The organism is Pseudomonas sp. GW821-FHT01E05 (genome assembly GCF_059422425.1).
On the sequence record NZ_JBWKWW010000008.1, the window covers coordinates 149,841 to 176,506 of the forward strand.

At 61.4% G+C, this 26,666-nt stretch carries 23 protein-coding genes and 2 pseudogenes; 5 read left to right on the forward strand and 20 right to left on the reverse strand.

The genetic code is table 11. The annotated features are described in order from the left end of the window. Positions 1 to 11 precede the first annotated feature (11 nt). The 4 genes from AC07W5_RS19000 to gabT form a co-directional block, all read right to left on the reverse strand. Positions 12 to 779, reverse strand: coding sequence for a COG4705 family protein (locus AC07W5_RS19000; protein WP_495012437.1), 768 nt, complete (start codon positions 777 to 779; stop codon positions 12 to 14). Between the two features lie 334 nt (positions 780 to 1,113). Continuing rightward, on the reverse strand, positions 1,114 to 1,602 hold the full coding sequence (locus AC07W5_RS19005) for an Lrp/AsnC family transcriptional regulator (RefSeq protein ID WP_003174918.1): 489 nt from the start codon (positions 1,600 to 1,602) through the stop codon (positions 1,114 to 1,116). 45 nt (positions 1,603 to 1,647) lie between these two features. Beyond that, complete coding sequence (locus tag AC07W5_RS19010; RefSeq protein ID WP_495012436.1) at positions 1,648 to 2,304, reverse strand: HAD family hydrolase; 657 nt, start codon at positions 2,302 to 2,304, stop codon at positions 1,648 to 1,650. A gap of 95 nt (positions 2,305 to 2,399) precedes the next feature. Then, the gene (gene gabT, locus AC07W5_RS19015) at positions 2,400 to 3,692 is read right to left on the reverse strand and encodes a 4-aminobutyrate--2-oxoglutarate transaminase (protein ID WP_495012435.1); all 1,293 of its coding nucleotides are present in this window, start codon (positions 3,690 to 3,692) and stop codon (positions 2,400 to 2,402) included. Positions 3,693 to 3,964: 272 nt separating this feature from the next. Here gabT and AC07W5_RS19020 point away from each other — a divergent pair, with 272 nt between their 5' ends. Next, positions 3,965 to 4,891: a 2-hydroxyacid dehydrogenase gene (locus AC07W5_RS19020; RefSeq protein WP_495024093.1), complete on the forward strand. Its 927-nt coding sequence runs from the start codon at positions 3,965 to 3,967 to the stop codon at positions 4,889 to 4,891. A 134-nt stretch (positions 4,892 to 5,025) separates the two neighbouring features. Here AC07W5_RS19020 and AC07W5_RS19025 read toward each other — a convergent pair whose 3' ends face one another. From AC07W5_RS19025 to AC07W5_RS19085, 13 genes are all read right to left on the reverse strand, one after another. Continuing rightward, complete coding sequence (locus AC07W5_RS19025) at positions 5,026 to 6,105, reverse strand: tartrate dehydrogenase (RefSeq protein ID WP_495024094.1); 1,080 nt, start codon at positions 6,103 to 6,105, stop codon at positions 5,026 to 5,028. A 26-nt stretch (positions 6,106 to 6,131) separates the two neighbouring features. Continuing rightward, on the reverse strand, positions 6,132 to 7,589 hold the full coding sequence (locus AC07W5_RS19030; RefSeq protein ID WP_495024095.1) for an NAD-dependent succinate-semialdehyde dehydrogenase: 1,458 nt from the start codon (positions 7,587 to 7,589) through the stop codon (positions 6,132 to 6,134). 250 nt (positions 7,590 to 7,839) lie between these two features. After that, a complete protein-coding gene (argE, locus tag AC07W5_RS19035; protein ID WP_495024096.1) occupies positions 7,840 to 8,997 on the reverse strand; it encodes an acetylornithine deacetylase in 1,158 nt (385 codons plus the stop codon). Next, positions 8,994 to 10,148 (reverse strand): NAD(P)/FAD-dependent oxidoreductase, encoded by a 1,155-nt coding sequence (locus tag AC07W5_RS19040; protein ID WP_495024097.1) that lies wholly within the window; start codon positions 10,146 to 10,148, stop codon positions 8,994 to 8,996. The genes argE and AC07W5_RS19040 overlap by 4 nt, the downstream gene beginning before the upstream one ends. Continuing rightward, a complete protein-coding gene (locus AC07W5_RS19045) occupies positions 10,145 to 11,536 on the reverse strand; it encodes an FAD/NAD(P)-dependent oxidoreductase (RefSeq protein ID WP_495024098.1) in 1,392 nt (463 codons plus the stop codon). Before AC07W5_RS19045 ends, AC07W5_RS19040 begins: the two co-directional genes overlap by 4 nt. Continuing rightward, positions 11,518 to 11,826, reverse strand: coding sequence for a (2Fe-2S)-binding protein (locus tag AC07W5_RS19050; protein WP_494992996.1), 309 nt, complete (start codon positions 11,824 to 11,826; stop codon positions 11,518 to 11,520). Before AC07W5_RS19050 ends, AC07W5_RS19045 begins: the two co-directional genes overlap by 19 nt. Then, entirely contained in the window at positions 11,823 to 13,664 is a 1,842-nt protein-coding gene (locus tag AC07W5_RS19055) for an ABC transporter ATP-binding protein (protein WP_495024099.1), read from the reverse strand. Before AC07W5_RS19055 ends, AC07W5_RS19050 begins: the two co-directional genes overlap by 4 nt. Before the next feature lies 1 nt (position 13,665). Beyond that, positions 13,666 to 14,541, reverse strand: coding sequence for an ABC transporter permease (locus AC07W5_RS19060; RefSeq protein ID WP_495024100.1), 876 nt, complete (start codon positions 14,539 to 14,541; stop codon positions 13,666 to 13,668). Further along, complete coding sequence (locus AC07W5_RS19065) at positions 14,538 to 15,494, reverse strand: ABC transporter permease (protein WP_495024101.1); 957 nt, start codon at positions 15,492 to 15,494, stop codon at positions 14,538 to 14,540. Before AC07W5_RS19065 ends, AC07W5_RS19060 begins: the two co-directional genes overlap by 4 nt. Before the next feature lie 33 nt (positions 15,495 to 15,527). Next, positions 15,528 to 17,165 (reverse strand): ABC transporter substrate-binding protein, encoded by a 1,638-nt coding sequence (locus AC07W5_RS19070; protein WP_494993000.1) that lies wholly within the window; start codon positions 17,163 to 17,165, stop codon positions 15,528 to 15,530. A gap of 94 nt (positions 17,166 to 17,259) precedes the next feature. Then, positions 17,260 to 18,534 carry an NAD(P)/FAD-dependent oxidoreductase gene (locus AC07W5_RS19075; protein ID WP_495024102.1) on the reverse strand — a complete coding sequence of 425 codons (1,275 nt, stop codon included), beginning with the start codon at positions 18,532 to 18,534 and terminating at the stop codon, positions 17,260 to 17,262. Positions 18,535 to 18,590: 56 nt separating this feature from the next. Further along, entirely contained in the window at positions 18,591 to 19,259 is a 669-nt protein-coding gene (locus tag AC07W5_RS19080; RefSeq protein WP_495024103.1) for a haloacid dehalogenase type II, read from the reverse strand. A gap of 536 nt (positions 19,260 to 19,795) precedes the next feature. Further along, complete coding sequence (locus AC07W5_RS19085; protein WP_495024104.1) at positions 19,796 to 21,268, reverse strand: aldehyde dehydrogenase family protein; 1,473 nt, start codon at positions 21,266 to 21,268, stop codon at positions 19,796 to 19,798. A 241-nt stretch (positions 21,269 to 21,509) separates the two neighbouring features. On the opposite strand from AC07W5_RS19085, the gene AC07W5_RS19090 reads away from it, so the two are divergent. Beyond that, positions 21,510 to 22,367 (forward strand): GNAT family N-acetyltransferase, encoded by an 858-nt coding sequence (locus tag AC07W5_RS19090; protein ID WP_495024105.1) that lies wholly within the window; start codon positions 21,510 to 21,512, stop codon positions 22,365 to 22,367. A gap of 69 nt (positions 22,368 to 22,436) precedes the next feature. Next, the gene (locus AC07W5_RS19095) at positions 22,437 to 23,150 is read left to right on the forward strand and encodes a cupin domain-containing protein (RefSeq protein WP_495024106.1); all 714 of its coding nucleotides are present in this window, start codon (positions 22,437 to 22,439) and stop codon (positions 23,148 to 23,150) included. Positions 23,151 to 23,174: 24 nt separating this feature from the next. Here the strand turns inward: AC07W5_RS19095 and AC07W5_RS19100 are convergent. The 3 genes and pseudogenes from AC07W5_RS19100 to sorA form a co-directional block, all read right to left on the reverse strand. Continuing rightward, positions 23,175 to 23,306 (reverse strand): annotated as a pseudogene (locus tag AC07W5_RS19100) (AMP-binding enzyme); the annotation flags it as partial. Positions 23,307 to 23,382: 76 nt separating this feature from the next. After that, positions 23,383 to 24,021: a SorB family sulfite dehydrogenase c-type cytochrome subunit gene (sorB, locus tag AC07W5_RS19105; protein WP_495012423.1), complete on the reverse strand. Its 639-nt coding sequence runs from the start codon at positions 24,019 to 24,021 to the stop codon at positions 23,383 to 23,385. An 11-nt stretch (positions 24,022 to 24,032) separates the two neighbouring features. Beyond that, positions 24,033 to 25,274, reverse strand: a complete 1,242-nt coding sequence (gene sorA / locus AC07W5_RS19110) for a SorA family sulfite dehydrogenase catalytic subunit (RefSeq protein WP_495012422.1) — start codon at positions 25,272 to 25,274, stop codon at positions 24,033 to 24,035. Between the two features lie 385 nt (positions 25,275 to 25,659). Here sorA and AC07W5_RS19115 point away from each other — a divergent pair. After that, positions 25,660 to 26,133, forward strand: a pseudogene (locus AC07W5_RS19115) (MaoC family dehydratase). Positions 26,134 to 26,318: 185 nt separating this feature from the next. Further along, the gene (locus tag AC07W5_RS19120; RefSeq protein WP_494993008.1) at positions 26,319 to 26,609 is read left to right on the forward strand and encodes a hypothetical protein; all 291 of its coding nucleotides are present in this window, start codon (positions 26,319 to 26,321) and stop codon (positions 26,607 to 26,609) included. The last annotated feature ends 57 nt before the right edge of the window (positions 26,610 to 26,666 follow it).

Below are 26,666 nucleotides of genomic sequence, written 5' to 3' on the forward strand. Positions count from 1 at the left end.
TTTTGAACGTGTTATTCAGTGACGAGTTTGCGACTGCCGACGCTCATCTGCGCGGCGGCCACCAGAATCAGGATGACACTGAGGAAAATGGCGCTGGTCCACATCGCGCCCATGCCGAGGCCACCATAGGTCTTGGCTTGAGTCAGCAAGTCTCCCAGGGAGGCGCCGAAAGGACGGGTCAGGATGTAGGCGATCCAGAAAGTCAGGACCGTGTTGCCACCCAGGCGCCAGGCGGCGAAAGTCCCGGCGATCAGCCCGCCGAAAATCACAGCGCCCAGTGTGAAGCCAAGGCCCAGCGCCTCGGTGGCCAGATCGCCGGCCGCCGTGCCCAGCGCAAAGGTGCACAGCACCGTCGCCCAATAGAACAACTCCCGGCGCGGCGTGACGATTTCATTGATGGACAGGCTGCGTTCAAACCTGAACCAGACCATGAAATTGATCGCCAGCAGTACGGAAAATACGGCCGTGCTGGCATACAGGCTGATGCCCAGCTTGTCGGTGAGCACATCGGTAATCTGCGTCCCGACAACGCTCACCAGCACCACGGTAAGCCAGTAAATCCAGGGTGTGTAGGCGCGTGTGCGAAGTTGCCCGAACAGTGCGATCGCCAGCAGCACAGCCATGCCGATACTGGTCAAACCCTGTCCTAAACCCGCATCGACGGCAAGAAAGTCGGCACCGGTTTCACCCACGGTGGTGGACATGATCTTGATGACCCAGAACGACAGCGTCACTTCGGGGACTTTGTTGAGCCAATCGGCTTTTGTAAGCGGCTTCATGTGGGGTGCGTCTCCATAACAGCGCTGCAATTGGCGCAGGAGAGAGACTACGCAGGCAAACTTAGCTGGGACTGAGGAACGTCGACATTCGTCGGGAGCGCTGTTGCGAACCCGCTGCACACGGTGCCCTCGATGAGCATTTTTGTGGCCGGAAACAGCTATTTATGCGAAACACACCAAAATCAGGCGCAACGAGAGACCCAGCAGGCCCAAGGCTCTATCGAGGCGCACTCCAAATACGCTACCGATTGATTGGTACGTCAAAGCAGCCCGTCGCGCGCCTCTTTTAAAGGCGCGGCAAGCTGCATAACAGGAGGATGTTTGCAGAGTCAGTTCAGTGACGCAGCAATTTGCGCAGCGGCACGCCGTCCTTGAGCACCGGAGACTTGATGACGATGTAACTGAAGTACTTGGAGATGCCGATGTTCTTGTCCAGCAGGCTTTCGACCACTTCCTGGTAATGCTGGATGCTGCGGGTCATGAAGCGCACCAGATAATCATAGCCACCGCTGATCAAATGGCATTCGAGCACTTCGTCCACCAGACGGATATTGGATTCGAACTTGGCGAAGTCTTCACGCTTGTGGTCGCTCAACGTAATCTCGGTGAAGACCGTGACCGAATCGGTGATCTTCGCCAGATTCAGGTGAGCCTTGTAGCTGGAAATATACCCGGCCGATTCAAGCCGTTTGACCCGTTGCAAACAGGGGCTTGCCGACAATCCCACGGCATCGGCCAGGCTGACGTTGGTCATACGACCGTCTTTCTGCAGCTCAACCAAGATGCTGATATCGATCCGGTCCAGTTTCACTAAACCTTCCATTGGGTACCTCTTGATTGCCGTTTGTAGGACAATCTTCTAGCAAAATCAGCGCCGTAAAGACAGCTGATGCTGAGCCACCAGATCAGCCATGCTGTTTATGCAGTAATCCGCGGCGCAAGGCTGAAGGTGTTTCGCCCGACCACGACAGATCAGGCACACATGGGTGGCAGCCTGCCGACCGGCAGATGGCCGGGTCACTTGCAGAATTGTCCCGACTTCAAGCTCATTGGCCTGCAACCAGTCGTGATCCAGCAAGGGATCGCTGGCCAGTGAAATGAAATCATCGGGCATGATCCCCAAACGCTCACAGAGCAGCCCTCGATCTTCGGCATCCCGGTCGCCTTGCACCAGCATGCGATAGAACTTGCGCAGGTACAACATCGCGCCGGGCGCATCCTCGAACAGCGACCAACTGGTGACCGAGCGGGCAAAGCTCATGCCCTCCTCCCAACTGGCCCTCAGCCCCCAGCGCTCGGCCAACTGGCGATGGGCGAAACACAGCAGGCCACTGAAGCCCAGCTCACCGAAACGCGGGTAAAGCGCACGCACGACCTCGCCGTACTCGGCCAGCACCTGTTCCTTGTCCGGATTACCGCCCAAGCTTTCGAGCAGCGGTTGCAATGCCGTCCAGACACCCGAGTCCCGATCGACCAGGACCTCATCGCAATCGATGAGCAGTGCTCGATAATCAGTCAGCCCCATGGTGTACAAAGCCTCCGATGATGCGTTCCATCAATTCATGCTCCATAAATGCTCCCGGGCGATAGCCTGCGGCACCGCCCCGAGCAGGCATGAGTTCAGTTCAAGACTCGTGCCAGTGCCGCTTCAAGAATCCGCAGCGCTTCGTCGATCTGTTCTTCCCGGGTGACCAGCGGCGCGAGGAAGCGCAGCACGTTGCGGTACACCCCGCATTTGATCACCAGCAGGCCGCCTGCCCGGGCTTCATCGATCAGCCGCTGGGTCAGGTCTGCATCCGGGCTACGGGCCTCATCATCCTTGATCAATTCGAGTGCGAGCATGAACCCGGTGCCTCGCACGTCGCCGATACGCGGGTGGCGGGCCTGCAAGCGCAGCAGCCCCTGACGCAGACGCTCGCCCAAGGCTTCGCCACGGGACAGCAATTGCTCCTGCTCGTAGGCCTCGATCACCGCCAGTGCAGCAGCGCAGGCCAGGGCGTTACCGCCGTAGGTGCCACCCAAGCCGCCGGGCAGCGGTGCGTCCATGATCTCGGCCTTACCGACTACTCCGGACAGCGGCAAGCCACCGGCAAGACTTTTGGCGACGGTCACCAGGTCCGGCTGGATGCCGGCGTGCTGGAAACCGAACCACTTGCCGGTACGGCCGAAACCGGTCTGGATTTCATCGAGAATCAGCACGATGCCGTGCTTTTCAGTGAGGGCACGCAAGGCCTGGAGGAACTCCACCGGCGCCGAGAGGAAACCACCGTCGCCCTGCACCGGTTCGATGATGATGGCCGCGACCCGCTCAGGGGCAACCTGGGTGGCCAGCAACTCGTCCAGTGCCTTGAGTGCCATCTCGCTGCTGACACCGCGATAGGTATTCGGATATGGGGTATGAAACACCTCTGGCGCGAACGGTCCGAAGTTCTGTTTGTACGGCTGGCTCATGCCGGTCAGCGTGGTGCCGAGCAAGGTGCGACCGTGAAACCCGCCGCGAAACGCGATCACTGCCGAGCGGTTGGTGTGGGCGCGGGCGATCTTGACCGCGTTTTCCACGGCTTCGGCACCGGAAGTGAAAAAGGCCGCTTTATAGGCTTCTTGACCACCGACCAACTCACACAAACGCTGGGCCAGATCGAGGTAAGGCTTATAGGCAACCACCTGGAAACACGCGTGGGAGACCTTTTGCAACTGGGCCTGCACCGCAGCGACCACCTTCGAGTGGTTGTGACCGATGTTCAACACGCCGATGCCGCCGACAAAATCCAGGTAACGCTTGCCATCCACATCCCACAACTCGGCACCCTGGGCCCGATCGATCACCAACGGGTGAGCGGTAATCAGACCACGTGGCACGAATTGATCGCGCTGACGGAGCAAATGAGGGGTTTCGTCGACTTTGCTATTCATGGCATTTCCCATCGTGAGTCCGGCAACCGGGAAGTGGTTGCGATGGTGTTCAGGTTAAGGCTTGCGCGAAACGAACTACGCCGAACTTGCCCCCTGAGAAATTCGGATCGACTGTTTTCACCCTGCCAAACGGCAGATTCCTTCAGCCCGTCGATTCTGCCGGGTCATGGCCAATAGAACGTGGCGCAACGCGTTTAATCCGGCCCTTTCGACAGATCCTGCTCTGTCATTGCGCCATGCTGGACAGCACCTTCACCTTTCAGGAAATGCCCATGGCCCTGCTTTATAAAGCTGACCCTGTGCGCGGCGAACAGTGGAAAGCGCTGTTCGCCGAACACGCCCCGGATATCGAATGGCGCGCCTGGCCGGACATCGGCGACGCCAAGGACATTCAGTACCTCGCTGCCTGGCAGGCACCTGACGATCTCGAGGTTCTGCTGCCCAATCTGCACGTGCTGTTCGCCTTGTCCGCAGGAGTCGATCAACTGGATCTCAGCCGCCTGCCGGCGAGCTTGCCGGTGGTGCGCCTGCTGGACCCCGGCATCACCCGCGGCATGTGCGAATACGCCAGTTTCGCGGTGCTCAGCCTGCACCGGGACATGCTCCGCTATCGCCAGCAACAGGCGGCGCGGTGCTGGCAAGCCCACTTACTGCAACCGGCGGCCAAGCGCCGGGTGGGCGTCATGGGCCTCGGCACCCAGGCCCGGCAGATACTCGCCACCTTGCAGCCCCTGGGCTTTGCGTTGTCCGGCTGGGCGCGCAGTGCCCACCGGATCGCGGGCGTCGATTGCTATGCCGGTGCCGAACAACTGCCGGCGTTTCTGAGCCAGTGCGACATTCTGTTGTGTGTGTTGCCACTGACCGAACAGACCCAGGGCATCCTCGATCGCAGGCTGTTCCGGCAACTTCCCCATGGCGCGGCGCTGATCAACATGGGACGTGGCGGGCATCTGGTGGAAAGTGATCTGCTTGAGGCGCTGGACAGCGGACAGCTCAGCGGCGCCGTACTCGATGTGCTGCAGGAAGAACCGGCACCGGCGGACCATCCTTTTTGGGATCATCCGCAGATTCTGCTGACCCCGCATATCGCGGCAATGACCCAGCCGGAAAGTGCGTTTGGGGTGTTACTGGAGAACATTCGCCGGCATCAACGGGGCGAGTCGATGGTGGGTGAGATCGATCGAAAACAAGGTTACTGAATACACCCCCATTGATCGTTCCCACGCTCCCGCGTGGGAATGCAGCCCGGGACGCTCTGCGTCCCAAGAGCCGAACGCGGAGCGTCCGGTGAGGCATTCCCACGCGGGAGCGTGGGAACGATCATCAATCAACCTCAAAGTCCCTCGGCAATCGCTCTGCCCACCTCCTGAGTCGAGCCCTTCCCGCCCAAATCCGGGGTGATCGGCCCGTCAGCAATCACCCGCTCGATCGCCTGCAGAATCCCGTCATGCGCCGCGCGATAACGCTCGTCACCGTTGCCGAGGAAATCCAGCATCAACGCCCCGGACCAGATCATCGCAATCGGGTTGGCGATGTTCTGCCCATAGATGTCCGGGGCCGAGCCATGCACCGGCTCGAACAACGACGGAAAACGCCGCTCCGGATCGAGATTGGCCGAAGGCGCGATGCCGATGGTTCCGGCGCAGGCCGGCCCGAGGTCGGAGAGGATGTCGCCGAACAGGTTCGACGCCACCACCACATCAAAGCGGTCCGGTTGCAGCACGAAACGCGCGCACAGAATGTCGATGTGCTGTTTGTCCCAGGTGATGTCCGGGTACTGCTCGGCCATCAACGCCGTGCGCTCGTCCCAGTACGGCATGCTGATGGAAATGCCGTTGGACTTGGTCGCCGCCGTCAGGCGTTTGCGTGGTCGGGTCCGGGCCAGCTCGAAGGCGAACTTGAGAATCCGGTCCACGCCGCGCCGGGTAAACACCGACTCTTGCAAGACGAACTCATGTTCGGTGCCTTCGAACATCTTGCCGCCGACCGAGGAATACTCGCCTTCGGTGTTCTCGCGAATCACCACGAAATCGATGTCCCCCGGTTTGCGCCCGGCCAATGGGCACGGCACGCCCGGAAACAGCCGCACAGGGCGGATGTTCACGTACTGGTCGAAGTCCCGACGGAACTTGAGCAGCGAACCCCAGAGGGAAATGTGATCCGGCACCTTGTCCGGCCAGCCCACGGCGCCGAAGTAGATCGCGTCAAAGCCCTTGAGCTGTTCGAACCAGTCGTCGGGCATCATCTGCCCGTGTTCCAGGTAGTAATCGCAGTGGGCCCAATCGAGCACCTCGATGCTCAAATCCAGCTGCCATTTCTTCGCGGCCTGCTCCAGTACCCGCAACCCTTCGGGCAGGACTTCCTTGCCGATGCCATCGCCGGCAATCGCGGCGATTCTGAATGTCTTGCTCATCAATCATGCCTCCCCGTGTCTGTGAATTACAGCCCACCGATATGGAAGGCTTTGACTTCAAGATATTCATCCAGGCCGTACTTGCTGCCTTCACGGCCAAGCCCCGACTGTTTGATGCCGCCGAACGGGGCGACTTCCATGGAAATGATCCCGGTATTGAGGCCGACCATGCCGAACTCCAGCGCTTCGCCGAAACGCCATGAGCGGCGCAAGTCCTGGGTGAAATAGTAGGCGCCCAGGCCATAGGGCGTGGCATTGGCCAATGCGAGTGCTTCGGCTTCATCGGTAAAGCGCATCAGCGGCGCCACCGGGCCGAAGGTTTCTTCATTGGCCAGCAGCATGCCGGCGTGGGTATCACCGAGTACCGTTGGCTGGACAAACTGGCTGTCGCCCTCGGGAACACCGCCGCAGAGCAAACGCGCGCCCTGGCTCAGGGCGTCGTCAATGTGCCGGGCGACCTTGTTCACCGCTGCCGGGTTGATCAGCGGGCCAATAGTGACGTCGGCGTCGAGGCCGTTGCCAACCTTGAGCTTGCCCACCTCCTCCACCAGCCGCTGGGCGAAGCGTTCGTAGATGCCGTCCTGCACCAAAATGCGGTTGGCGCAGACGCAAGTCTGGCCGGCGTTGCGAAACTTGCTGAGCATGATGCCGGCCACCGCCTGTTCCAGGTCGGCGTCGTCGAACACAATGAACGGCGCATTGCCGCCCAGTTCCAGGCTCAAGCGCTTGATGTGTTCGGCACTCTGGCGCATCAGCAAGCGGCCGACCGCCGTGGAGCCGGTGAAGGAAATCTTGCGTACGGTCGGATTGCCGGTCAGCTCCTCGCCGATCCCCGCCGGCATCCCGGTCAGCACGTTGAACACCCCGGCCGGAATGCCGACCCGCTCGGCCAGTACCGCCAGGGCCAGCGCCGACAGCGGCGTCAGGTCCGAGGGTTTGACGATGATCGGACAGCCGGCCGCCAAGGCTGGCGCGCACTTGCGAGTGATCATCGCGTTGGGGAAGTTCCACGGGGTGATGGCGGCGCAGACCCCGACCGGTTGCTTGAGGGTCAGCAGTCGGCGGTCGCCGCTGGGGGCCGGCATGGTTTCGCCGTAAACCCGCCGAGCTTCCTCGGCGAACCATTTGACGAAACCGGCGCCGTAGCGAATTTCGCCTTTGGCTTCATTCAACGGTTTGCCCTGCTCACAGGTCATGATCAGCGCCAGATCGTCGAGGTTGTCGATCATGGCCTGATACCAGCGCTCCAGCAGCGCCGCACGTTCCGCCGCCGGACGTGCACGCCACGCCGGCCACGCCCGCTCTGCCGCTTCGATGGCGCGGCGGGTTTCCGCGCCTTGCATGGCCGGCACCCGGGCCAGGCATTGGCCGTTGGCCGGGTCGATGACGTCCAGGGTCGCGGCGTTGTCGGCGCCGATCCACTGACCGTCGATGTAGGCACGTTCTACCAGCAGGCTTGGGTCTTTCAAACGATTCTTGAGCATGGTCGAGTCCTGATCCGAGACACTTGCCAGTCTAGGGAGGTGCCACGAACGAGGATGCTGAAAGCGTCGCAACGGCAGCGTCGGATGCTGAAAATCGCGGTGGGACGGCAGGCTCTACCGAGGTGTTTTATGGTCCGTTACTGATCGTTCCCACGCTCCGCGTGGGAATGCCTCAATGGACGCTCTGCGTCCGCTCTTGGGACGCGGAGCGTCCCGGGCTGCATTCCCACGCAGAGCGTGGGAACGATCATCACTGCTTCAGGGAACCGAGCAACCCTTCAAGAAAGCGCTCTCCGGCCTCCATCTGGCTGATCTCGATGAACTCATCCGGCTTGTGCGCCTGTTCGATGGAGCCTGGCCCGCAGACCACCACCGGCACATCCAGACGCTGTTTGAACAACCCGCCCTCAGTGCCAAAAGACACTTTGGCAATGCTGGTATCCGGCGCGGCAAAGTGCTTCAGAAAACGCACTGCTTCAACGCTCGGGTGTGTCTCCAGGCCGGGATAGACATTCAGGGTTTCGATCTCGATGGCCGCGACGCTGGACAGCCGCTTGGCCTCGCGCACGATCACTTCGGCACGCTCCTGCATCTGCTCCAGGAACTGATCCAGATCGTCCGCCGGCAAGTTGCGCACTTCGAAATCCAGGGTGCACAGGTTCGGCACGATGTTCAGCGCCTTGCCGCCGACAATCTGCCCGACATGCACGGTACTGTAAGGCACGTCGTAGTCCGCATCCTGGGCGCCCTGCTCTTGCAACTGCTGCTGACTTTGACGCAGTGCCGCGATGAAATCGCAGGCCACGTGAATCGCATTGACTGATCGCGGTGCCAGCGAGGAATGGGCTTCCTGGCCCCGGCAGTACGTGCGGTAGGAGCCCTTGCCCTTGTGTCCCAGCACAAATTGCATATTGGTCGGTTCACCGATCAGGCACAAAAACGGTCGCACCGGTGCCAGGTGCAACACGTCCAGCAAACGCCGCACGCCAACGCAACCGGTCTCCTCGTCATGGGACAGCGCCAGCTGCAGCGGTCGGCTCAACGGGCTGTCCGCCGCATCGAGCATGGCGTCGATGGCCAGGGCAATGAAGCCCTTCATGTCGCAGCTGCCGCGGCCGTAAATCCTCCCGTCCTGCACCGTCGCCTGAAACGCCGGGAAGGTCCAGGCCTGGCCTGCTGCCGGGACCACATCGGTGTGCCCGGACAGCAAGATGCCAGGCAACTCGCCAGGCCCGGTACTGGCGAACAGGTTGGCCTTGTGGCCGCTTTCGTCCTTGACGATCAGCGACTCGATGCCCTTGGTCAGCAGTAGTTCGCGCACGTACTCGATCAAGGCCAGGTTTGACTCCGAGGAGACGGTATCGAAGGCCATCAAGCGTTTGAGAATATCCAGTACACGGGGTTTCATGAGGCCTTGCTCCGTTGCTCGGCTGAAGGGGCGAACCGGCGGATGGAGAACGGCTCAATCGAAGTGCTGGTGCTGCCGGTGCTGATCAGTTCGGCCATCACATCGCCGACGCCCGGGCCGAGCTGAAACCCGTGACCGCAGAAACCGAACGCGTAGAACAACCCGTCGACGGTGCCGCTGGGACCCATCACCGGCAGGGAATCGGGCAGGTAACCTTCGATGCCGCTCCAGACCCGGATGATGTTCAGGTTGCCGACACCCGGCAACAGGCGGCGCATCTGCTGGATCTGGTTGAGAATGCTGCGCGGCTCGACCTGAGCCCTGCGGGTGAGCATGTCCGGTTTGCTGCGGTAGCCACCGCCGATGACGATGTTGCCGCGAGGAATCTGCCGGAAATAAATCACTTCTTCAGGGATCCTGGTGTACACGCCGATCACCGTCGGCAAGGCATACGGCACCGGCTCGGTTACGGCCATTTGCGGGCCATGGGTATCCAGTGGCACCGGCTCGCCGAACTGCGCCGAAAGCTTCTGCCCCCAGGCACCGGCGGTAATCAGCAAGCGTTCGGCGTTGAACTGGCGACCATCGGTGGTGGCGATGTTGAACTCACCGCCCACCTTCTGCACCTCGGCAACTTCCGTCTGTTCTTCGATCCGCGCGCCGAGGCGTCGTGCCGCCCGGGCAAACGCCGGTGCCGCCAGACGCGGATTGGCGTGCCCGTCGTGGGGTGCGTAGGAGCCGCCCTTCACATCCGGCCCGAGGAACGGGAAACGCTGGTGCAGCTCTGCACCTCGATAGATTTTCAGGTCCAGCTGCGCCGCCTCCGGGGCTGCGGCATAGGCTTCAAGCTCGGCGATTTCGTCTTCGCGGTAACACACCCGCATGTGCCCGCTGGCGATGAACTCGAGGTCGTCGTCGATCAGCTCCGGCAAGCGCTTCCACAGCGCCCAGGAACGGTTGGCCAATTCCAGCTGCCCAAGGAAACGCCCCTGGCGCCGGACGTTGCCGAAGTTCACACCGCTGGCGTACTGACCGATCTGGTCGCGCTCCAGCAGGATCACCGACTGCCCGCGTCGGCGCAGAAAAAACGCCGCCGCCGAGCCCATCAGGCCGCCGCCGACAATCACCACATCGGCTTTCTGTACCGTCATGGCGACACCTCCTCGGTGAGCATCGAAAGCGGTTTGACCGGTGCCTGGCCGCGCTGGCGGCCGACCTGTTGCACATTGACGCCCGCCGCAGCGGCAATCACCTCGGCTCCGGCCTGGGAGCAATAACGGCCCTGGCACCGGCCCATGCCGACCCGGCTGAACGCCTTGGCCCGATTGACTTCGCAGGCGCCCTTTTCGCTGACCGTGCGACGCAATTCACCGGCGCTGATCATTTCACAGCGACAGACGATGGCTTCGTCCGGCAGTGCCTTGGCCTGGGCCGCCGGCCAGGGAAATGCCTGGGCCAGACCGAGACGAAATTCGTCCATCACCGCCAGGGCACGCCGCTGTTCGGCCCGCAGCCCGGCGTCCACCGGTTGCTGCAGATCTTCCAGCAGCGCCATCGCCACCAGGCGTCCGGCGTGTTCGGCCGCATCGGCTCCGCGAATCTTCGAGCCGTCACCAGCGGCATACACACCACTGACCGTGGTCCGGCCTTCTTCATCGGTGGCCAGCAACCATTGGCTGGACGCCTCATCGAAGCGCAGACGGCAACCGGCCAGATCTGCCAGTTGAGTTTCCGGGCGCAGGTGATAACCCAGGGCCACGGCATCGCAATCCACCGCCAATGTCTCGCCTGCGGCGGTCAGCACCCGCACACCACTGACGCCGCTCGCAGCGTCACCCATCACTTGCAGCGGTTTGATCCCCAAGTGCACAGCAATCCTGGCCCGATACAGCTGCGCCAACAGTTTCATGCCGGTGAACAGCAAACCGGGGCGCGCCAGCAATTTCGGTAATGCGCCGATGCGTTTGCTCAGCGGCGAGGTGTCGAGCACCGCCGCCACGTTGGCACCGGCTTTGAGGTATTGACTGGCGACCAGATACAGCAACGGCCCGCTGCCCATGAACACCACGCTATGACCAATGGACACCGCCTGCGACTTGAGTGCGATCTGCGCGCCGCCCAGGCTATAGGTGCCCGCTAACTGCCAGCCTTCGATCGGCATCAAGCGGTCGGTGGCGCCGGTGCAGAGGATCAGCGCGTCGTAGTCGACGGTCGAGTGTTTGCCCTGGCTGACGCAGCACAGTTGCCCCGGTGTCAGGTTCCACACCAGGGTGTCCGGGCGGTAGTCGATCAACCCGCGCAAGCGGTCGAAGCTTTGGTGCAAGTCTTTGGCCTTGGCGGCCTCGGTGCCGTACAGCGTGGCGTAATCGCGGGTAAAACCTTCCGGTTGGCGACGGTAGATCTGCCCGCCATCCCGGCGATTTTCATCAATCAGAATCGGCTTGCAGCCCGCCGCCAGCAAGGTTTCGGCGCAGCGAATACCGGCCGGCCCGGCGCCGACGATAACGACTCGATGAGTGCTCAGCCGTGCAGTGGCCATATCGCCTCCGGTTGTGTGGTGACGATATCCAGCCCTTCACGGACTTCGTTGGAACAGGCGCGCAGACGTTCTCCGTTGCGGGTCCAGACCCAGCAATCCTGACAGGCGCCCATCAGACAAAAACCGGCTCGTCGGCCCGAATCGAACTCCGATTGGCGCAAGGCCGAGCCCTGGGTCAGCAACGCGACCATCAGGGTATCGCCCTGCAACGCCTCGATGGGTACGCCGTCCACCTTCAAATTGACGGTCAGTCGGCCCTGCTCGGCCAGCCTCACAAAACGCCCCTTCATGCATAGGCTCCCAGGGTCATGGTGTTTAAATCCTGCTGAGTCTTGAGCAACTCGGCACTGTCGCGATGACAAAGGATTTCACTGCCGCCAACAATTGTCCGACGGTTCGGCGCGGTGCGATTGCACACGCCATCGACGCGCACCGGGCAGCGATTGAGAAAGGTGCACAGCTGCGGCACGTTGGCCTTCGCACCGATCGGCGGCAGCGTGCCGCAGGTGGTGCCACAGTTCTCCAGCCAACCCTGGCGCAGCTCCGGCACCGAGTGGATCAACAGGTCGGTGTAGGGATGGAACGGTGCCTGGGCGAACGACTGCCGACTGCCGGCCTGGACCTTGTGGCCGCTGTACATCACCACGATGTCATCGCACAGCGCCCGCACGGTTGAGATGTCGTGGCTGATGAACAGATAGGACACCCCCAGTTCCTGGCGCAAGTCGCGCAACAGTTCGAGAATCGCCGCGCCGACCACGGTATCCAGCGCCGAGGTCACTTCGTCGCACAGAATCAGGTCCGGTTTGGCCGCCAGGGCCCGGGCCAGGTTGACCCGTTGCTTTTGCCCGCCGGAGAGTTCATTCGGGCGACGCTCGGCCAGGCTCCGTGGCAAGCGCACCAGGTCCAGCAGTTCATCGATACGCTGGCGCAACGCGGCGCCCTTGAGGCCGAAATACATCTTCAGCGGTCGGCTCAGAATGGTGCTGACGCTGTGCATCGGGTTGAGCGCGGTGTCGGCGTTCTGGAAGACCATTTGAATGCGTCGGAACTGTTCATCGGTGCGCTCGGAGAGGCTGCCGCCCAACGGCTGACCATCGAAGGTCAGGCCACCCAACGCGGGCGTCAGCAACCCGGCCACCACCCGCGCCAGCGTCGACTTGCCGGAACCCGACTCACCGATCACGCCGATCGCCTGGCCCCTGCGCACCGTCAGGTCGATGTCTTCCAGCACGCGGATCGACGGCATGCCTTGCAGGTTCTTGTTGCCGTAGCCGGCGGTCAGTCCCTTGATGGTCAGCAGCGGTTCGTCTTCGGCGACACCGCAGGGCGGGCGAATCGTTGTATCCGGTCGCGCCGCCGCCAGCAGGCTGCGGGTGTATTCATGGGCGGGGCCTTTGAGCAAGGGCGCGGTGGCGCTCTGTTCGAAGATCTGGCCACCATTGAGCACCACAATCTGGTCGGCCATCTGCGCCACCACGGCCAGGTCGTGGGATACGTAGACCGCCGTCGCGCCGCGCTCGCGCACTACCCGCTTGAACGCGCGCAGCACGTCGATTTGAGTGGTCACGTCGAGGGCGGTGGTCGGTTCGTCGAGCACCACCAACAACGGATCGCTGATCAGCGCCATGGCCGCCATCACCCGCTGCAGTTGCCCGCCGGAGACCTGATGGGGATAGCGCTGGCCAATGTGATCGGGGTCCGGCAGGGCCAGGTCGCGGAACAGCTCGATGGCCTTGGCTTCGAGCACGGCCCGGCTGCCCAGGCCATGAATCAATGCGCCCTCCACCACCTGGTCGATGAGCTTTTTCGCCGGATTGAATGCCGCAGCGGCGCTTTGGGCGATATAAGACACACGGTTGCCGCGCAGGCCTTGCAGCTGGTTTTCGCTCAACGCCAGCATGTCGTGCTCGCCGACTTGCACCACGCCGCCAGCCAACCGACAACCGCGCCGGGCGTAACCGAGCAGCGCCAGGGCGATGGTGGTCTTGCCGGAGCCGGACTCACCGATCAGCGCCAGTACTTCACCTTTTTCCAGGGAGAAGCTCACGCCCTTGACGATTTCCACCTCGCCGCGTAAACCACAGGCGACCACGCGCAGGTCCTGGACTCGAATCAATTCACTCATCTCAATGACCTCCCGCACGTCGACTACGTCGGGACGACAGTCTGTCGATGAACAAATTCACACCGATGGTCAGGGTGCCAATGGCCAGGGCCGGAATCACGATGGCTGGCGCGCCCTGATTGAGGCCGCCGATGTTCTCGCGCACCAGTGAACCGAGGTCGGCATCCGGCGGCTGCACACCCAGGCCGAGGAAACTCATGCCACTGAGCAGCAACACGATGAAACCGAAGCGCAGCCCCAAGTCCGTCAGCACCGGGTTAAGCATGTTTGGCAGGATTTCCACACACGCGATATACAGCCGGCGTTCGCCACGGGTTCGGGCCACTTGTACGTACTCCAGCGCTTCGATGTTCACCGCCATGCTGCGGGCGATGCGGAACGCGCCGGGGGTGAAACTCAGCACCGCCGTGCAAATCAGCAACGTCACCGAGGAGCCGAAGGCCGAGACCATGATCAACGCCAGCATCTTGCTCGGGATTGAAATGAAGGCGTCCATCAAGCGACTGATCACCTCATCCAGCCACTTGGGCGAGACCACCGACAGCAGTGCGCAACTGGTGCCCAGACCGCTGGCGAGCACCGCGGCAACTAACGCCAGGCCGACAGTGAAGCGCGCACCAACGAGGATCCGGCTGAGCATGTCGCGGCCCAGGTAATCGGTGCCGAACGGGTACGCGGCACTCAGGCTGTCGAAGACATTGTCAGAGACCACTTCGCCTACCGGATGCGGCGCCAGCCACGGGCCGAAGACCGCCACCAGCAACCAGATAAAACACATCGCAGCCCCAACCAGACCCAGCCAGGACGGTCCATGAGACACCTTGCCGACCGACAGGTCGGGAGTCGCAGGCATCGATTTCACAATGAGCTTGTTCATTGGTTTCTCAGCCTTGGATTGGAAAGAATCGCGCACAGGTCGGCAATCAGCACCAATCCCAGGTACGCCGTACAAAACAGCATGGTGCAGGCCTGGACCAGCGCCATGTCACGGTTGGTCACCGCATCGACCATCAGGCTGGCGATGCCGGGATAGTTGAAGATCGTCTCGACGATCACCACCCCGCCCAGCAGATAGGACAGACTCAGGGCGATGGCATTGGCAATCGGTCCGATGGCATTGGGCAAGGCATGACGCAAGACAATCCGCACCGGGCTCACGCCTTTGAGCCGGGCCATTTCCACATAAGGGCTATCGAGTTGATCGATCACCGCCGCCCGGGTCATGCGCGCCATTTGCGCGACGATCACGCAGCACAGCGTCATCACCGGCAAGGCGTAAGTGCGCAGGAATTGCAGTGGTGAGGTGATGTCGCTGGCATAGGACAACGCCGACAGCCATCCGAGGTTCACCGCAAAAATCAGCACCGCCAGGGTCGCTACCAGAAACTCCGGTACTGCAACCATTGCCAGGGTGAAAAGACTGAGGAAGCTGTCGATGCGCCCGCCCCGGCCCATGGCCGAACCGATACCCAGAATCAAGGCCACCGGCACTGACACCAGCGCCGTGGCGGCCGCCAGCATCAAGGTGTTGGGAACCCGCCCGGCCATCAATTCGCCGACCGGCATGGCATTGGAGACGGACAGGCCCATATCGCCGCTGAGCAGGTTCATCAGCCAATGCAGGTAACGCACCACACCGGACTGATCCAGCCCCAGTTTCAGGCGTAGCGCCGCCACTTGTTCCGGCGTCGCAAACTGCCCAAGGGCCTGTTGCGCCGCGTCTCCCGGCAGCACCGCCGTGATGGCGAACACCACCATCGACACGATCAACAAGGTCACGATCGCAGCGCCCAGGCGCCGACCGATCAGCCACAGTGTGTTGCAATTCATAGCACTACTCCCGCAAGAACCTGCACCAGCCCATCAAGCGTCCAGCCAGACCTGCTCGGCGAACATGTAACCCATGAAACCGCCCAGCGGGTTGCTGCCATAGCCTTTGATGCGCTGGTCGACGCCATCGATGTTGCTGATGAACACCGGAATGCCAATGCCGCAGTGTTCATGCGCCAGGGTCTGCATGTCCGCGTACATCTTGCTGCGCTTGGCGTCGTCGGTTTCGCCCCGGGCGAGCATCAGCAACTGGTCGAACTGCTCGTTCTTCCAGCCCGATTCGTTCCACGGCGCGCTCGACTGGAAGAACTGCGAGAACATCACGTCGGCGTTAGGTCGCGGGTTGATGTTGCCGAAGCTCAACGGATGCTTCATCCAGTGGTTGGACCAGTAACCATCGCTGGGCAGGCGGTTGACATCGAGCTTGAGCCCGGCCTGTTTCGCCGACTGCTGCAACAGCACCGCGATGTCCACCGAGCCGGTGGCGGCTGGCGAAGCGGCCAGCGCCATGCTGACATTGTCCATCCCGGCTTTTTTCAGCAGGAAACGCGCCTTCTCGGGGTCATAGACCGTCTGCGGCAGGTCGGCGTTGTAGTAGCGCGAACCGGGAGCGATCGGATGGTCATTGCCGACCACCGCAAACCCACGGAATACCGCGGACTTGATCTGCTCACGGTCCATCAGGTGCTTGAGGGCCTGGGTGAATTCCGGGCTTTTGCCGGGCATCTGATCCTGACGGATGATCAAGTCGGTGTAGTTGCCCGACGGCGCATCGACGACCCGGTGACCGGCGCTGGCCTTGATTCGCGTGGTCGAACGCGGGTTGACCTCGTTGATCATGTGCACGTCGCCCGACAGCAGTGCGTTGACCCGCGATGGCTCGTCGGCAATGGCAATGAACTCGATCTCGTCCAGATAAGGCAGGCCCGGTTTCCAGTAGCCGGTATTGCGCGCAGCAATCGAGCGCACGCCCGGTTTGAACTCCTTGACCTTGAACGGCCCAGTGCCGATGCCCTGGTTGAAGTCGGTGGTGCCTTCGGGAACGATCAGCAGGTGCGACACCGCCAGGATCGACGGCAGTTCGGCGTTCGGTGCGCTCAGGCGGATCTGTACCTCGTTGGCGCCAGTGGCCTTGATCTCGACGAATTGCTCCATCAGCGGCATGACCTTGGAACCGGTCAGCGGATCCTTGTGTCGCGACAGTGAGAACACCACGTCGGCGGCGCTCAGGGTTTTGCCGTTGTGGAACGTTACGTCCTTGCGCAGGGTGATGGTCCACAGCGTGGCATCGGTGTTATCGATGCGCTCGGCCAGTTCCAGCTGCGGCACCAGATGGCCGTCGAAACGGGTCAGGCCGTTGTAGAACATGAAGTGGCGCACGTAGTCGGTGGACAGCGCCCCTTTGGCCGGATCCAGCGTATCGGCGGTGGAGCTGGACATGCCGGCGACGCGAATCCGCCCGCCCGGCTTGCCTTTGCCAGGGCTTGCGGCTTCGTCGGCAAACAGCTTGCCGGCGGCACCGAACAGGCTACCGGCGCCCGCGGCGGCAACCCCGGCCACCCCCAGCATTTGCAAGGCACTGCGGCGCGACATGCCGCGATTGAGCCCTTCGAATACCCGCAGGCTCTCTTGGCCCGAGATCAGTTTTGGGTCGGTCTTGTTGTCAGTCATATCAGTTGTACCTGTCGATAAAGAGAAGGCTCGAGTGTTCCGGTTGACCGGAACGTCCTGGAAACGCAAACGACGGTGACACCACAACATCAACTCAATGCAAATAGTCCTGGAACCGGTAATAAGCGCCCACCAGCGGCAGGAACCAGGGCTTGCCGAAATGCCCGGGAATCGCCGGCCAGTCCAGTTCGCGCCAGGGGTTGGCCTCGACATTGCCGTCCATGACCTCGGCCATGACCTGGCCCATGTGCACCGACATCTGTACCCCATGGCCGCTGTAGCCCATGGAGTGATAAACCCCGCCATGCTGGCCGGCACGCGGCAGCCGGTCGGAGGTCATGTCCACCAGACCGCCCCAGCAATAGTCGATCTTCACGTCGGCCAACTGCGGGAACATCTGCACCATCGCGGCGTGCAGTACCTTGCCGCTCTTGGCGTCGGAAACGCTGTTGGACATGGCGAAACGTGCCCGGCCGCCGAACAGCAGACGGTTGTCGGGCGTCAGGCGAAAGTAATTCCCGATCATGCGGCTGGTGACGTAGGCGCGCCGGGTCGGCAGCAGTTGGTCGATCAAGGCCTTGGACAAAACCTCGGTGGCAATGACAAAGCTGCCGACCGGAACGATCCGCCGCCGATACCAGCTCAATCCACCGTGCTGACAGGCGCCGGTGGCCAGCAGAACCTGCCCGGCTTGCAGCGAACCCTTGGTGGTGTTGACCTGATAACCGTTGGCATTGGCTTTCCAGTCCGTCACCGGCGTGCCTTGATAGATCAGTGCGCCGTGGCGTGCGGCGGCTTCGGCCAGGCCGACGCCGAAACGCCCGACATGCATCTGCACGCCGTTGCGCTGCAGCAAGCCACCGTGAAACTGGGCCGAGTCGACTTCAGCGCGTATCTGTTCGGCAGACAGCAACTCGACATCGGCATCGACCTCCCGGCGAATCAATTCGCAGGTTCGCGCCAGCCCTTCGTAATGCAGCGGCTTGGCTGCCAGCTTGAGCTTGCCGTTGCGCTTGAGGTCGCAGGCGATCTGCTCCTGCTCCACCAGCGAAACGACGCTCTGCACAGCGCTTTCATAAGCCTGGTAATAGGCCCGCGCCTTATCGGCGCCGAGGCTGGCGCTCAAGCCGGCATAGTCCTGAGCAACGCCGGTATTGCACTGGCCGCCGTTGCGCCCTGACGCCTCGCCAATCACCCGGCCGGCTTCCAGCACCACCACACTGGCGCCCTTCAAAGCCAGCGCCCGAGCCGCCGCCAGACCGGTGAAACCGCCACCGACAATGGCCACGTCGACCTGCCCGGGCAGTGCACCGAGCTGGGCACCGGTGAATGCCGGAGCGGTGTCGAGCCAGTAGGATTCGCTGCGCATGTCTAAACCGCCTATGCCAAAAAGAGTGCCTTGAACAGTGCCGTTACCGTTACGATTCAGAGACCGACCAGCGCGGCCAGCCCGCCGATGTCGGTGATCTGCTGGTAGCCGTAGAAAACATTGGCCGGAACTTCGTGGCCACGGGCGACGAAGGCCTTGTTCTTGATCTTCATGTCGTGGGCCGGCATCAGGTCGTAACGGAAGCTGGAAGAGACATGCAAGATGTCTTCCGGGCCGCAGTTGAGGTTGTCGAGCATGTACTCGAATGCCGCCAGACGAGGCTTGTAGGCCTGAGCCTGTTCGGCGGTGAAGACCTTGTGGAACGGTGCGCCAAGCTTGTCGACGTTGGACATGATCTGGCTGTTGCTGGCGTTGGAGAAAATCACCAGAGGGATCTTGTCGGCGATTTTCGACAGGCCGGCCGGTACGTCAGGGTGCGGGCCCCAGGTTGGCACGGCGTCGTAATACAGCTGACCTTCGTCACGGTATTCGATCCCCCAACGCTTGCAGGTCCGCGCCAGGGCGGTCTTGAGAATCTCGTCATACGGCATCCAGTCACCCATGACCTGGTCCAGGCGATAGGCGGAGAAGTCCTTGACGAACTGATCCATCTGCTCGGGCACGACACGATCGGCGAATAGTTCGCGAGTCATCGTTCCCATGTGGAAATTGGTCAGCGTACCGTAGCAGTCGAACGTAATGAATTTGGGGCGAAGAAAGCTCATTGAGTGCGGTCCTGAAAGTTCGTTGAGGTCATGGCGTGACAAGCATTCGCTCCGTTCCGGGAGCCGTGATGCAACGCTGCAGCACACCGTCATTACAACACCGTGAAATCAGCAGATGGCGTTAAAAGCGACCTCTGCTTGATACAAACCACCGTTTTACCGCCCCCCCTCAGCAGACTTTGCGGCTCGCTCCAGCCTTGGGCAAACCCCGTATTTGTGCGCTCTTATGGATCCTTGTTACCCCGCGGGGCTCAAGCACACACTTGTGTGCCGCAGAACCTGCGCCGGGCTCAACGAGAACGGGCGCTTCCGCGAGAAAGCGCCCGTTTGGGTGCGGTTTGAAACCTGCCTACGATCCCTGTAGCAGCTGCCGAGCCTGCGAGGCTGCGTCCGGCTGCGCAGCAGTCGCAAAATCAGAACTCGCGGTACATCAGACAGATCCCGCATACCAGGTTTACGACTGCTTCGCAGCCGAACGCAGCCTCGCAGGCTCGGCAGCTGCTACGGATTACGTCGTTCGTTAATTGATCGGCGGGTTAGCCAGCGATATCGATCAGCACACTCTTGAATCGCAAATTGGCTTCGAACGCTTCTCGCCCCAGGTCCTTGCCGATGCCGGAGCGTTTGTAGCCGCCGGTCGGCAGGATGTAGTCATTGCTGCGCCCGTAACGATTGACCCACACCGTTCCCGCCTCCAGGCGCCGAACCAGGCGCAGGGCGCGGTTGATGTCGGCGGTGTGCACACCCGCCGCCAGGCCGTAGGTGGCATGCGCGGCCAGGCTCAGTGCCTGCTCTTCATCATCGAACGCCTGGATCGTCAGTACCGGGCCGAAGATTTCTTCGCACACCGCCGGGTTCTCATTATCCAGACCGGCCAGCAAGGTTGGCTGGTAATAAGCACCGCCCAGGCCCTCGAACAATCCGCCGCCGGTCAGTACCTCGGCCCCGGCCTGACGCGAGCGCTGGACGATACCGTCGATGCGGCTGGCCTGTAAACGGGAAATGATCGGTGACAGCGTGCTCTCGCTCGACCAGGTCGGACCTGGACGCAGCTCCTCGAAATACGCCTGCAAGTGCGCGATAAACGGTTCCATGATCGAACGCTGGATCAACAGCCGCGAACCGGACACGCAGACCTGCCCGGCATTACCGGTAATGGCCAGCGCCACGGTGCGAGCGGTTTTCGCGATATCCGGCACATCGGCGAAGACCAGTTGCGGGCTCTTGCCGCCGAGTTCCAGTGTCACCGGTTTCGGTCCTGTCAGTGCACAGGTGGACATGATGCTCGACCCGGTCGCCGTGGACCCGGTAAAGGTCACCTTGGCCACACGCGGGTGGCGACATAAGGCATCGCCGGTGACGCGACCATCGCCCTGGACCACGTTGAAGATCCCGGCCGGAATACCCGCCTGCAACGCCAGCTCGGCAAAGCGCAGACTGGAGAACGGCGTCAATTCCGACGGTTTGAGCACCACGGCATTACCTGCCGCCAATGCCGGGGCAACTTTCCAGGAGGCCATGCTCAGGGGGAAATTCCACGGCGCGATGGCGGCGATGACGCCGTAAGGTTCGGCGATCTGCATGCCCAGCCGATCCGTCTGGGTCGCCGCGACGTGGCCGCCGTGCTTGTCCGCCAGTTCGGCAAAGAAGCGAATGCCTTCCGCCACGTAGGGAATGTCCCAGGCGATCACGTCTTTATGGGGACGGGTCGAGCCCACCGCTTCGAGCGGTGCCAGGACGGCTGCATCGGCTTCGATCAGGTCGGCCCAGCGGCGCATGACCCGCGCCCGCTCCCGGGGTGGGCGGCTTGCCCAATCGCTGCGGTTGAAAGCCTGCCAGGCATTGTTGACGGCTTCATCCACCAGGTCGGCATCGGCGACCGGCAGTTGGGCATAGACCTGGCCGTCCGACGGTCGCACGACCTCCAGCCCCGGTTGAGCATCGCGGTATTTTCCGGCGATGAAATGAGCGCTGCGCACAGCGATAAGACGAGGATCGAAGCTATCCATGGAGCACTCCAAAAAGGGACGGCGAGTCGTGAACTCAGGCCTTCATCGTAGAAAAAAAGCCCAAGCATTTGCTGCCGACCTTAGTGTGCAATTAAGTAGTAAGTGTGGTCTGTGGGCCTTGGGCGTGCGGAATCTGCCGAATGTTCCAGCCCCCCTTGTCAGGCCTTCACACAGATGGGATACAGGCACCATCGCTCTGGAAAACCGGTCGATCGCGCACACTGTCCAACGGAGACTCGCCATGTCCGCCTCGCAACAATCTGCTTATGTCTATCGCCCGATGACGGCCGCCGACCTGCCCTCGGCCCATGCCTTGTCCGTGCAGTTGAAGTGGCCCCATCGCCTGGAAGACTGGACCATGTTGCAGCGGGTCAGCGAAGGCTTTGTGGTCCTGGACGGCGAGCGTCTGATCGGCACGGCTTTCGCCTGCCCTCAGGGTGAGTTCGCCACAATCGGCCTGGTGATCGTCAGCAACGACTATCAAGGCCAGGGTATCGGTCGCCAGCTGATGGAGCAGGCACTTGACGCCTGCACATCACGTACCCCGATGCTGAACGCCACCCTTGCCGGTGCGCCGCTTTACGCCAGCCAGGGTTTTATCGAATTCGGCCGGGTTCAGCAGCATCAAGGCCAGGCGCAAGCACCCGCACCCGAACCGCTGGCAGACGGTGAGCAATGCCGCCCACTACGTGAGTCTGATCGGGCTCAGCAAATTTTCCTGGCCAACGCCGGCAGCGGGCTGGAGCGGCAAACCGTGCTCACGGATCTGTTCGATATCGTCGAGCACTCGGTGGGTATCGAGCGCGACGGCCAATTGCGCGCCTTCGCCCTGCTGCGTCCCTTCGGTCGCGGTCGCTGCATCGGCCCAGTCGTCGCAGAAAACCTCGAACAGGCCAAACACCTGATTGCGGTGTTGCTGGCCCAAGTGCCGGATGCCTTCGTGCGCATCGACATTCCGGCGGACTGCGGCCTGGGCGATTGGCTGGAGCTGGCCGGGCTCAAACAGGTCGACACCGTGGCGCAAATGTCACGGGGCACACCGCCGCAAGCGCTCAACGGCGTCCGGCAGTTCGCACTCGTGACCCAAGCCATTGGCTGACAACGGTGCGCAATACAGCCACTTGCACCCAACACCCTCTACACCCTGTTTCCATGGAGCGTCACCCGTATGTCCCAACCTACCCTTATGCTGCTGGCCCGCGCCGACGGCAGCAGTGTTTCTACCTCCTTCAATGCAGCGCCTTTGAGCTCCATCGATCCGTTTATGGACAGTCGTCAGATCGCCTACACCGGATCCGATGGGGTATCTGCGGGGATCGTGCATGCGTCCGGCGCGCTCAGTATTGATGATTTTCCACATACCGAAGTGATCGTGGTCCACGCCGGCCACGTCGTACTGCAATCCCCGGGGCAGACGCTGGAACTGGGGATCGGAGCCAGCGCAGTGATCGGTCGCGGGACCGCGTTGCGGATCGAGGCGCAAATCGACACTCAGTGGGCATTCTGCGCGGTAACCCGCCCCACCGCTGCCCCGACACCAGGACTGACAGCGCTCGACCCGCAGGCGATGCTGTCTCCCTCGGCGGCACCGGAACCACACATACTGATCGGGCCCGCTCCGCAGTGCCGGTCACGCAATGCCTTCGAAGACGACACAACAGACCTGCGAGTGGGTGTCTGGGACTCGACACCTTACGAACGCCATACTCGAGCGCACAAACTCAATGAGCTGATGCACCTGATCGAAGGCAGCGTCACCCTGCTGGCTCCCGACGGAACGAGCCTGACGGTCAACACCGGTGACACCGTGTTCGTAGCGCAAGGTACGCCGTGCGCGTGGAAAAGCACTCGGTATGTACGAAAGGTTTATGCCGTTAAATAAACCCGGTGTGGGAAGCCAATGTGCTCGGTCAAGGTATGCCCCCGACTCGCACACCACCAGGGCCATGGGGCGTTCACCCCATTGCTTATCGGCAATGCCCACGACCGCGACCCACATCACCGCGGAGTGTTTGCTGATCAGGCTCTCCAGTTCCAGACAGTACTCGGCGTCCACAGCGTTTTGAGTTCGGCTGCATTACACCATCAGGTATCTGGCCGAGCCGGGACCGGGCTTACTGGTGCAGTACGAAAGTCGCCAGGGTTTGCAGGTCGTCCGGGCTTAACTGCGCGAAAGGCGGCATCGGGATATCCCCCCATTTGCCGGTACTGCCGTGCTGAATGCTGGACGTTACCTTGGCCAGTGCCTGCGGGTCATTGGCATACTTGGCAGCCACATCGTGATAGGCCGGACCTACGACCTTATGATCGATCGCGTGGCAGGACAGACAGGAGTTGCTCTGCAGCAAGGCCATGGCGTCGACTTTGGCTACCGGCGCCGCCGTGATCTGGCCTGCCGATGGATTCGAGGCAGCCTGCACATCGGCATCGCTGGCATGGGCACTGCCGTAGGTCACCGCAAGGTAGGCGCCGATGATGCTCACATCCTGATCGCTGATCGGAGCACCATACACGTGCTGCATCTTGCTCGCTTCCCCAGTCCACTGCGCCAGGCTCATGCCGGGAGGCTGGAAGTTGATGTAGTCGGCAGAATGGCAGGTGGAGCATTTCTGCTGGGCCAACTGGTAGCCAGGCAGCGCATTGGGCTTGAGCACAGCCGTTTCGGGCGGCAACGTGATCGATAGTGGCGCTGCGCTAGCCATGGCAGCCAAACAAACCTGAGCCGCGCACAGCAAGGTGGTCATGCGTTTCATGCGGGGCCCCCTCAGGCGACGGTCACGTGGCTGGTTTCTACGACGTGGCGGCGGTAGCCACCGGGGTTCCAGTCGGCTCGCAGCGGCTGCGTTTCGCCCGCACTGTTACTGGCTCGCACCATCAACTGTGTGGCGCCCTTGCTGGTAAAGGTGATCGGCAACGTCCACTCACGGAAGGAGAAACGGCCAAGATCTTGCCCGAGCCTGGCTTCGCGCCAACTTTTTCCGCCGTCGATCGACACTTCCACCTTGTTGACTCCAATGCCGCCGTCGAACGCAATGCCCTTGAGCACCACGCTTTTTTTCAGCGGCAACACATCGCCGTGTTTGACGCTGGTGATGAAACTGCGTACCGGCATCTTGGATATCGGCCGCGTTTGCGCCGCAGTGGTGCCGGGGGCGACGCAGAAACAATCGTTGTCCGGAACGCGGTAGCCTTTAGCCATAAAGAAACCGTCGTAGGTGTGGTCGACGACTTCGATTTCACTCAGGTGCTTGACCCAGTACGTGCCGAAATAGCCTGGCACCACCAGACGTATCGGGTAACCGTTGAGGAATGGCAGGTCGGTACCATTCATAGACCAGGCGATCATGGGCTCGCCGTCCATGGCATGGCTGATGTCCAGGGCCTTGATGTACTCCGGCGTGCTCGGCAACACTGGCTTATCGAGCCCACGGAATGTCACTTGCCTGGCGTCGGCTTTCACCCCTGCCTTTTCCAATACCGCCTTGAGCGGTACCCCCACCCAGCGGGCATTACCCATTGAACCATTGCCCAGCTGAGCGCCGAACACGCGCGGCATCGAGAAGCCACGGCTGTTACCCGAACACTGATTGACGGCCACCACTTCTACCGGTTCGGCGAGGGCCTTGAGTTCTGTAAGGGAAAGTGACAGCGGCGTGTTGACCGAGCCCTTGATCGTCAGACGATAGCTGTCCGGATCAATGCTGGTAGGGATATTGGCCAGATGGTAACGCACAAAAAAGGCGTCATTCGGCGTGATGGGCCCTTCGTTGAAGACGGGGAATGGCGTCTCAAGGTGCGGTGGGCGGCTGGTCACCAGGGTCAACGGTCGTTTTTGCGGGTATTGCACCAGCGGTCGTGGGCCGGCAGCAAAGGTCACTTCTTCCGGTGTTTCGTCGGCTGCCCTGGCGAGGTTTGCCAATGGAGAAGCTGCCAGAGCCAAGGCGAAGGCATCGCGTAGTACGCGCCGGCGGCTGGGGTTGCCGTTATCAACAAGACTGAACTTCATGCTGCTCTCTCCAGGATTGTTTTACTGAGATGCAACTGACAGCCCCCCGTCAAGGCGGAGAGGCATCCGACGTAATGTATAAGCGGGTTTCGATTAACTGACCGACTTCGGTGACCAAGCCAGTATCGTCACGCACAAAGCGCCTGCTTTTCATTGAGCGTCAGTGACTTAACATTTGATGACAGATGATGCCGACACGTGAAGTATAGCGAGCCCGTCATCAAAACAATGCCTTCAAAGCGTCGATTCAGAAAGTTCAACGGAGTACTGACCGGATAGCTAGTGGCCTGGGCGGTTAATTCATTTCTTATTTATTGAACACTCCCTTGCCGCTACCCGTGCGATGAGTGGCCAATCCATAAAAACCACGACGAAGGATTATTCAGTGATCAGCATCAGACAGCGCGCCGCAAAAGGGCTGCACGTGGGTGATAGTTTCACGGTTTCCCGACTCTTTTCCGAGGAAGACATTTAGCTCTTCGCGAGGATTTCCCGGGACTACAACCCGGTGCATTTCGATACGCGCTACGCCGAGGCCCGCCGCTTCAGGACGCCGATTTCCCATCGCCTGCTGACGGCAAGTCTGGTCACCGAGATCGGCTGGCTGGCGTCCGGCATGACTTTCCACTTCAAGAAGCCGGTCTATGCCGGCGACACCATCCGCTGCCACTGGCTCATCAAGGAAATGGATGAACAGGGCCGAGCCTCAGCGACTATCACGATGACCAACGAAGAAGGCTTCACCGTACTGGAAGCAGAAACCAGCGGCGTCGTGCCTGGCGTGAAGGAGCGAGAAATCCTGACGCAGATGCTTGCTGAAGGTGATCCCACAAATGCTGTGGGGCCCCCTGGTGAATGACCGGGTCGACTCCGGTCAGTCGTGAAAGGCGGGAATCGGCCAGCAGCAGCCGATGGTCGTTGCATTTCGCTTGTCGCCGGCGTTTGGCTAAGCTGAATAAATAGGGACGAACTGAAACCCAAGTGATTGCGGCCATCAGCGAAACTGGATTGGCATTCTGACGGTAACTCACAAAGGAGATTCATATGTATACGGTTGTAAGAACCTACTTGGGTGCTGGAGCAAAGCAGCTTTTCGATTTTCTGGAAGAGCGCAAGGCCGACGTCGAATCTACCCTGCGCAAAGTGCCTGGCCTGGTTAGCTACACACTGCTCAATACGGGTGATGGCGGTATATCGGTGACTGTTTGCACGGACAAGGCCGGCACCGATGAGAGCTTGAAAGTCGCGCGCGACTGGATACAGAAAAATGCCTCGCATATCCACGCGAACCCGCCGGTCGTAACGGAAGGTCCGGTCATTGTGCAGATCAATTAGCGCGCCCTTGCGATCCCTCACGACGATATCGCTGTCGCAGGCATTGCTTTTGCCGAT

Excerpts from the sequence above, each read along its gene's own strand:
- AC07W5_RS19000 (WP_495012437.1), bottom strand. The coding sequence starts at position 779 with ATGAAGCCGCTTACAAAAGCCGATTGGCTCAACAAAGTCCCCGAAGTG.
- AC07W5_RS19005 (WP_003174918.1), bottom strand. The coding sequence starts at position 1,602 with ATGGAAGGTTTAGTGAAACTGGACCGGATCGATATCAGCATCTTGGTT.
- AC07W5_RS19010 (WP_495012436.1), bottom strand. The coding sequence starts at position 2,304 with ATGGGGCTGACTGATTATCGAGCACTGCTCATCGATTGCGATGAGGTC.
- gabT (WP_495012435.1), bottom strand. The coding sequence starts at position 3,692 with ATGAATAGCAAAGTCGACGAAACCCCTCATTTGCTCCGTCAGCGCGAT.
- AC07W5_RS19020 (WP_495024093.1), top strand. The coding sequence starts at position 3,965 with ATGGCCCTGCTTTATAAAGCTGACCCTGTGCGCGGCGAACAGTGGAAA.
- AC07W5_RS19025 (WP_495024094.1), bottom strand. The coding sequence starts at position 6,105 with ATGAGCAAGACATTCAGAATCGCCGCGATTGCCGGCGATGGCATCGGC.
- AC07W5_RS19030 (WP_495024095.1), bottom strand. The coding sequence starts at position 7,589 with ATGCTCAAGAATCGTTTGAAAGACCCAAGCCTGCTGGTAGAACGTGCC.
- argE (WP_495024096.1), bottom strand. The coding sequence starts at position 8,997 with ATGAAACCCCGTGTACTGGATATTCTCAAACGCTTGATGGCCTTCGAT.
- AC07W5_RS19040 (WP_495024097.1), bottom strand. The coding sequence starts at position 10,148 with ATGACGGTACAGAAAGCCGATGTGGTGATTGTCGGCGGCGGCCTGATG.
- AC07W5_RS19045 (WP_495024098.1), bottom strand. The coding sequence starts at position 11,536 with ATGGCCACTGCACGGCTGAGCACTCATCGAGTCGTTATCGTCGGCGCC.
- AC07W5_RS19050 (WP_494992996.1), bottom strand. The coding sequence starts at position 11,826 with ATGAAGGGGCGTTTTGTGAGGCTGGCCGAGCAGGGCCGACTGACCGTC.
- AC07W5_RS19055 (WP_495024099.1), bottom strand. The coding sequence starts at position 13,664 with ATGAGTGAATTGATTCGAGTCCAGGACCTGCGCGTGGTCGCCTGTGGT.
- AC07W5_RS19060 (WP_495024100.1), bottom strand. The coding sequence starts at position 14,541 with ATGAACAAGCTCATTGTGAAATCGATGCCTGCGACTCCCGACCTGTCG.
- AC07W5_RS19065 (WP_495024101.1), bottom strand. The coding sequence starts at position 15,494 with ATGAATTGCAACACACTGTGGCTGATCGGTCGGCGCCTGGGCGCTGCG.
- AC07W5_RS19070 (WP_494993000.1), bottom strand. The coding sequence starts at position 17,165 with ATGACTGACAACAAGACCGACCCAAAACTGATCTCGGGCCAAGAGAGC.
- AC07W5_RS19075 (WP_495024102.1), bottom strand. The coding sequence starts at position 18,534 with ATGCGCAGCGAATCCTACTGGCTCGACACCGCTCCGGCATTCACCGGT.
- AC07W5_RS19080 (WP_495024103.1), bottom strand. The coding sequence starts at position 19,259 with ATGAGCTTTCTTCGCCCCAAATTCATTACGTTCGACTGCTACGGTACG.
- AC07W5_RS19085 (WP_495024104.1), bottom strand. The coding sequence starts at position 21,268 with ATGGATAGCTTCGATCCTCGTCTTATCGCTGTGCGCAGCGCTCATTTC.
- AC07W5_RS19090 (WP_495024105.1), top strand. The coding sequence starts at position 21,510 with ATGTCCGCCTCGCAACAATCTGCTTATGTCTATCGCCCGATGACGGCC.
- AC07W5_RS19095 (WP_495024106.1), top strand. The coding sequence starts at position 22,437 with ATGTCCCAACCTACCCTTATGCTGCTGGCCCGCGCCGACGGCAGCAGT.
- sorB (WP_495012423.1), bottom strand. The coding sequence starts at position 24,021 with ATGAAACGCATGACCACCTTGCTGTGCGCGGCTCAGGTTTGTTTGGCT.
- sorA (WP_495012422.1), bottom strand. The coding sequence starts at position 25,274 with ATGAAGTTCAGTCTTGTTGATAACGGCAACCCCAGCCGCCGGCGCGTA.
- AC07W5_RS19120 (WP_494993008.1), top strand. The coding sequence starts at position 26,319 with ATGTATACGGTTGTAAGAACCTACTTGGGTGCTGGAGCAAAGCAGCTT.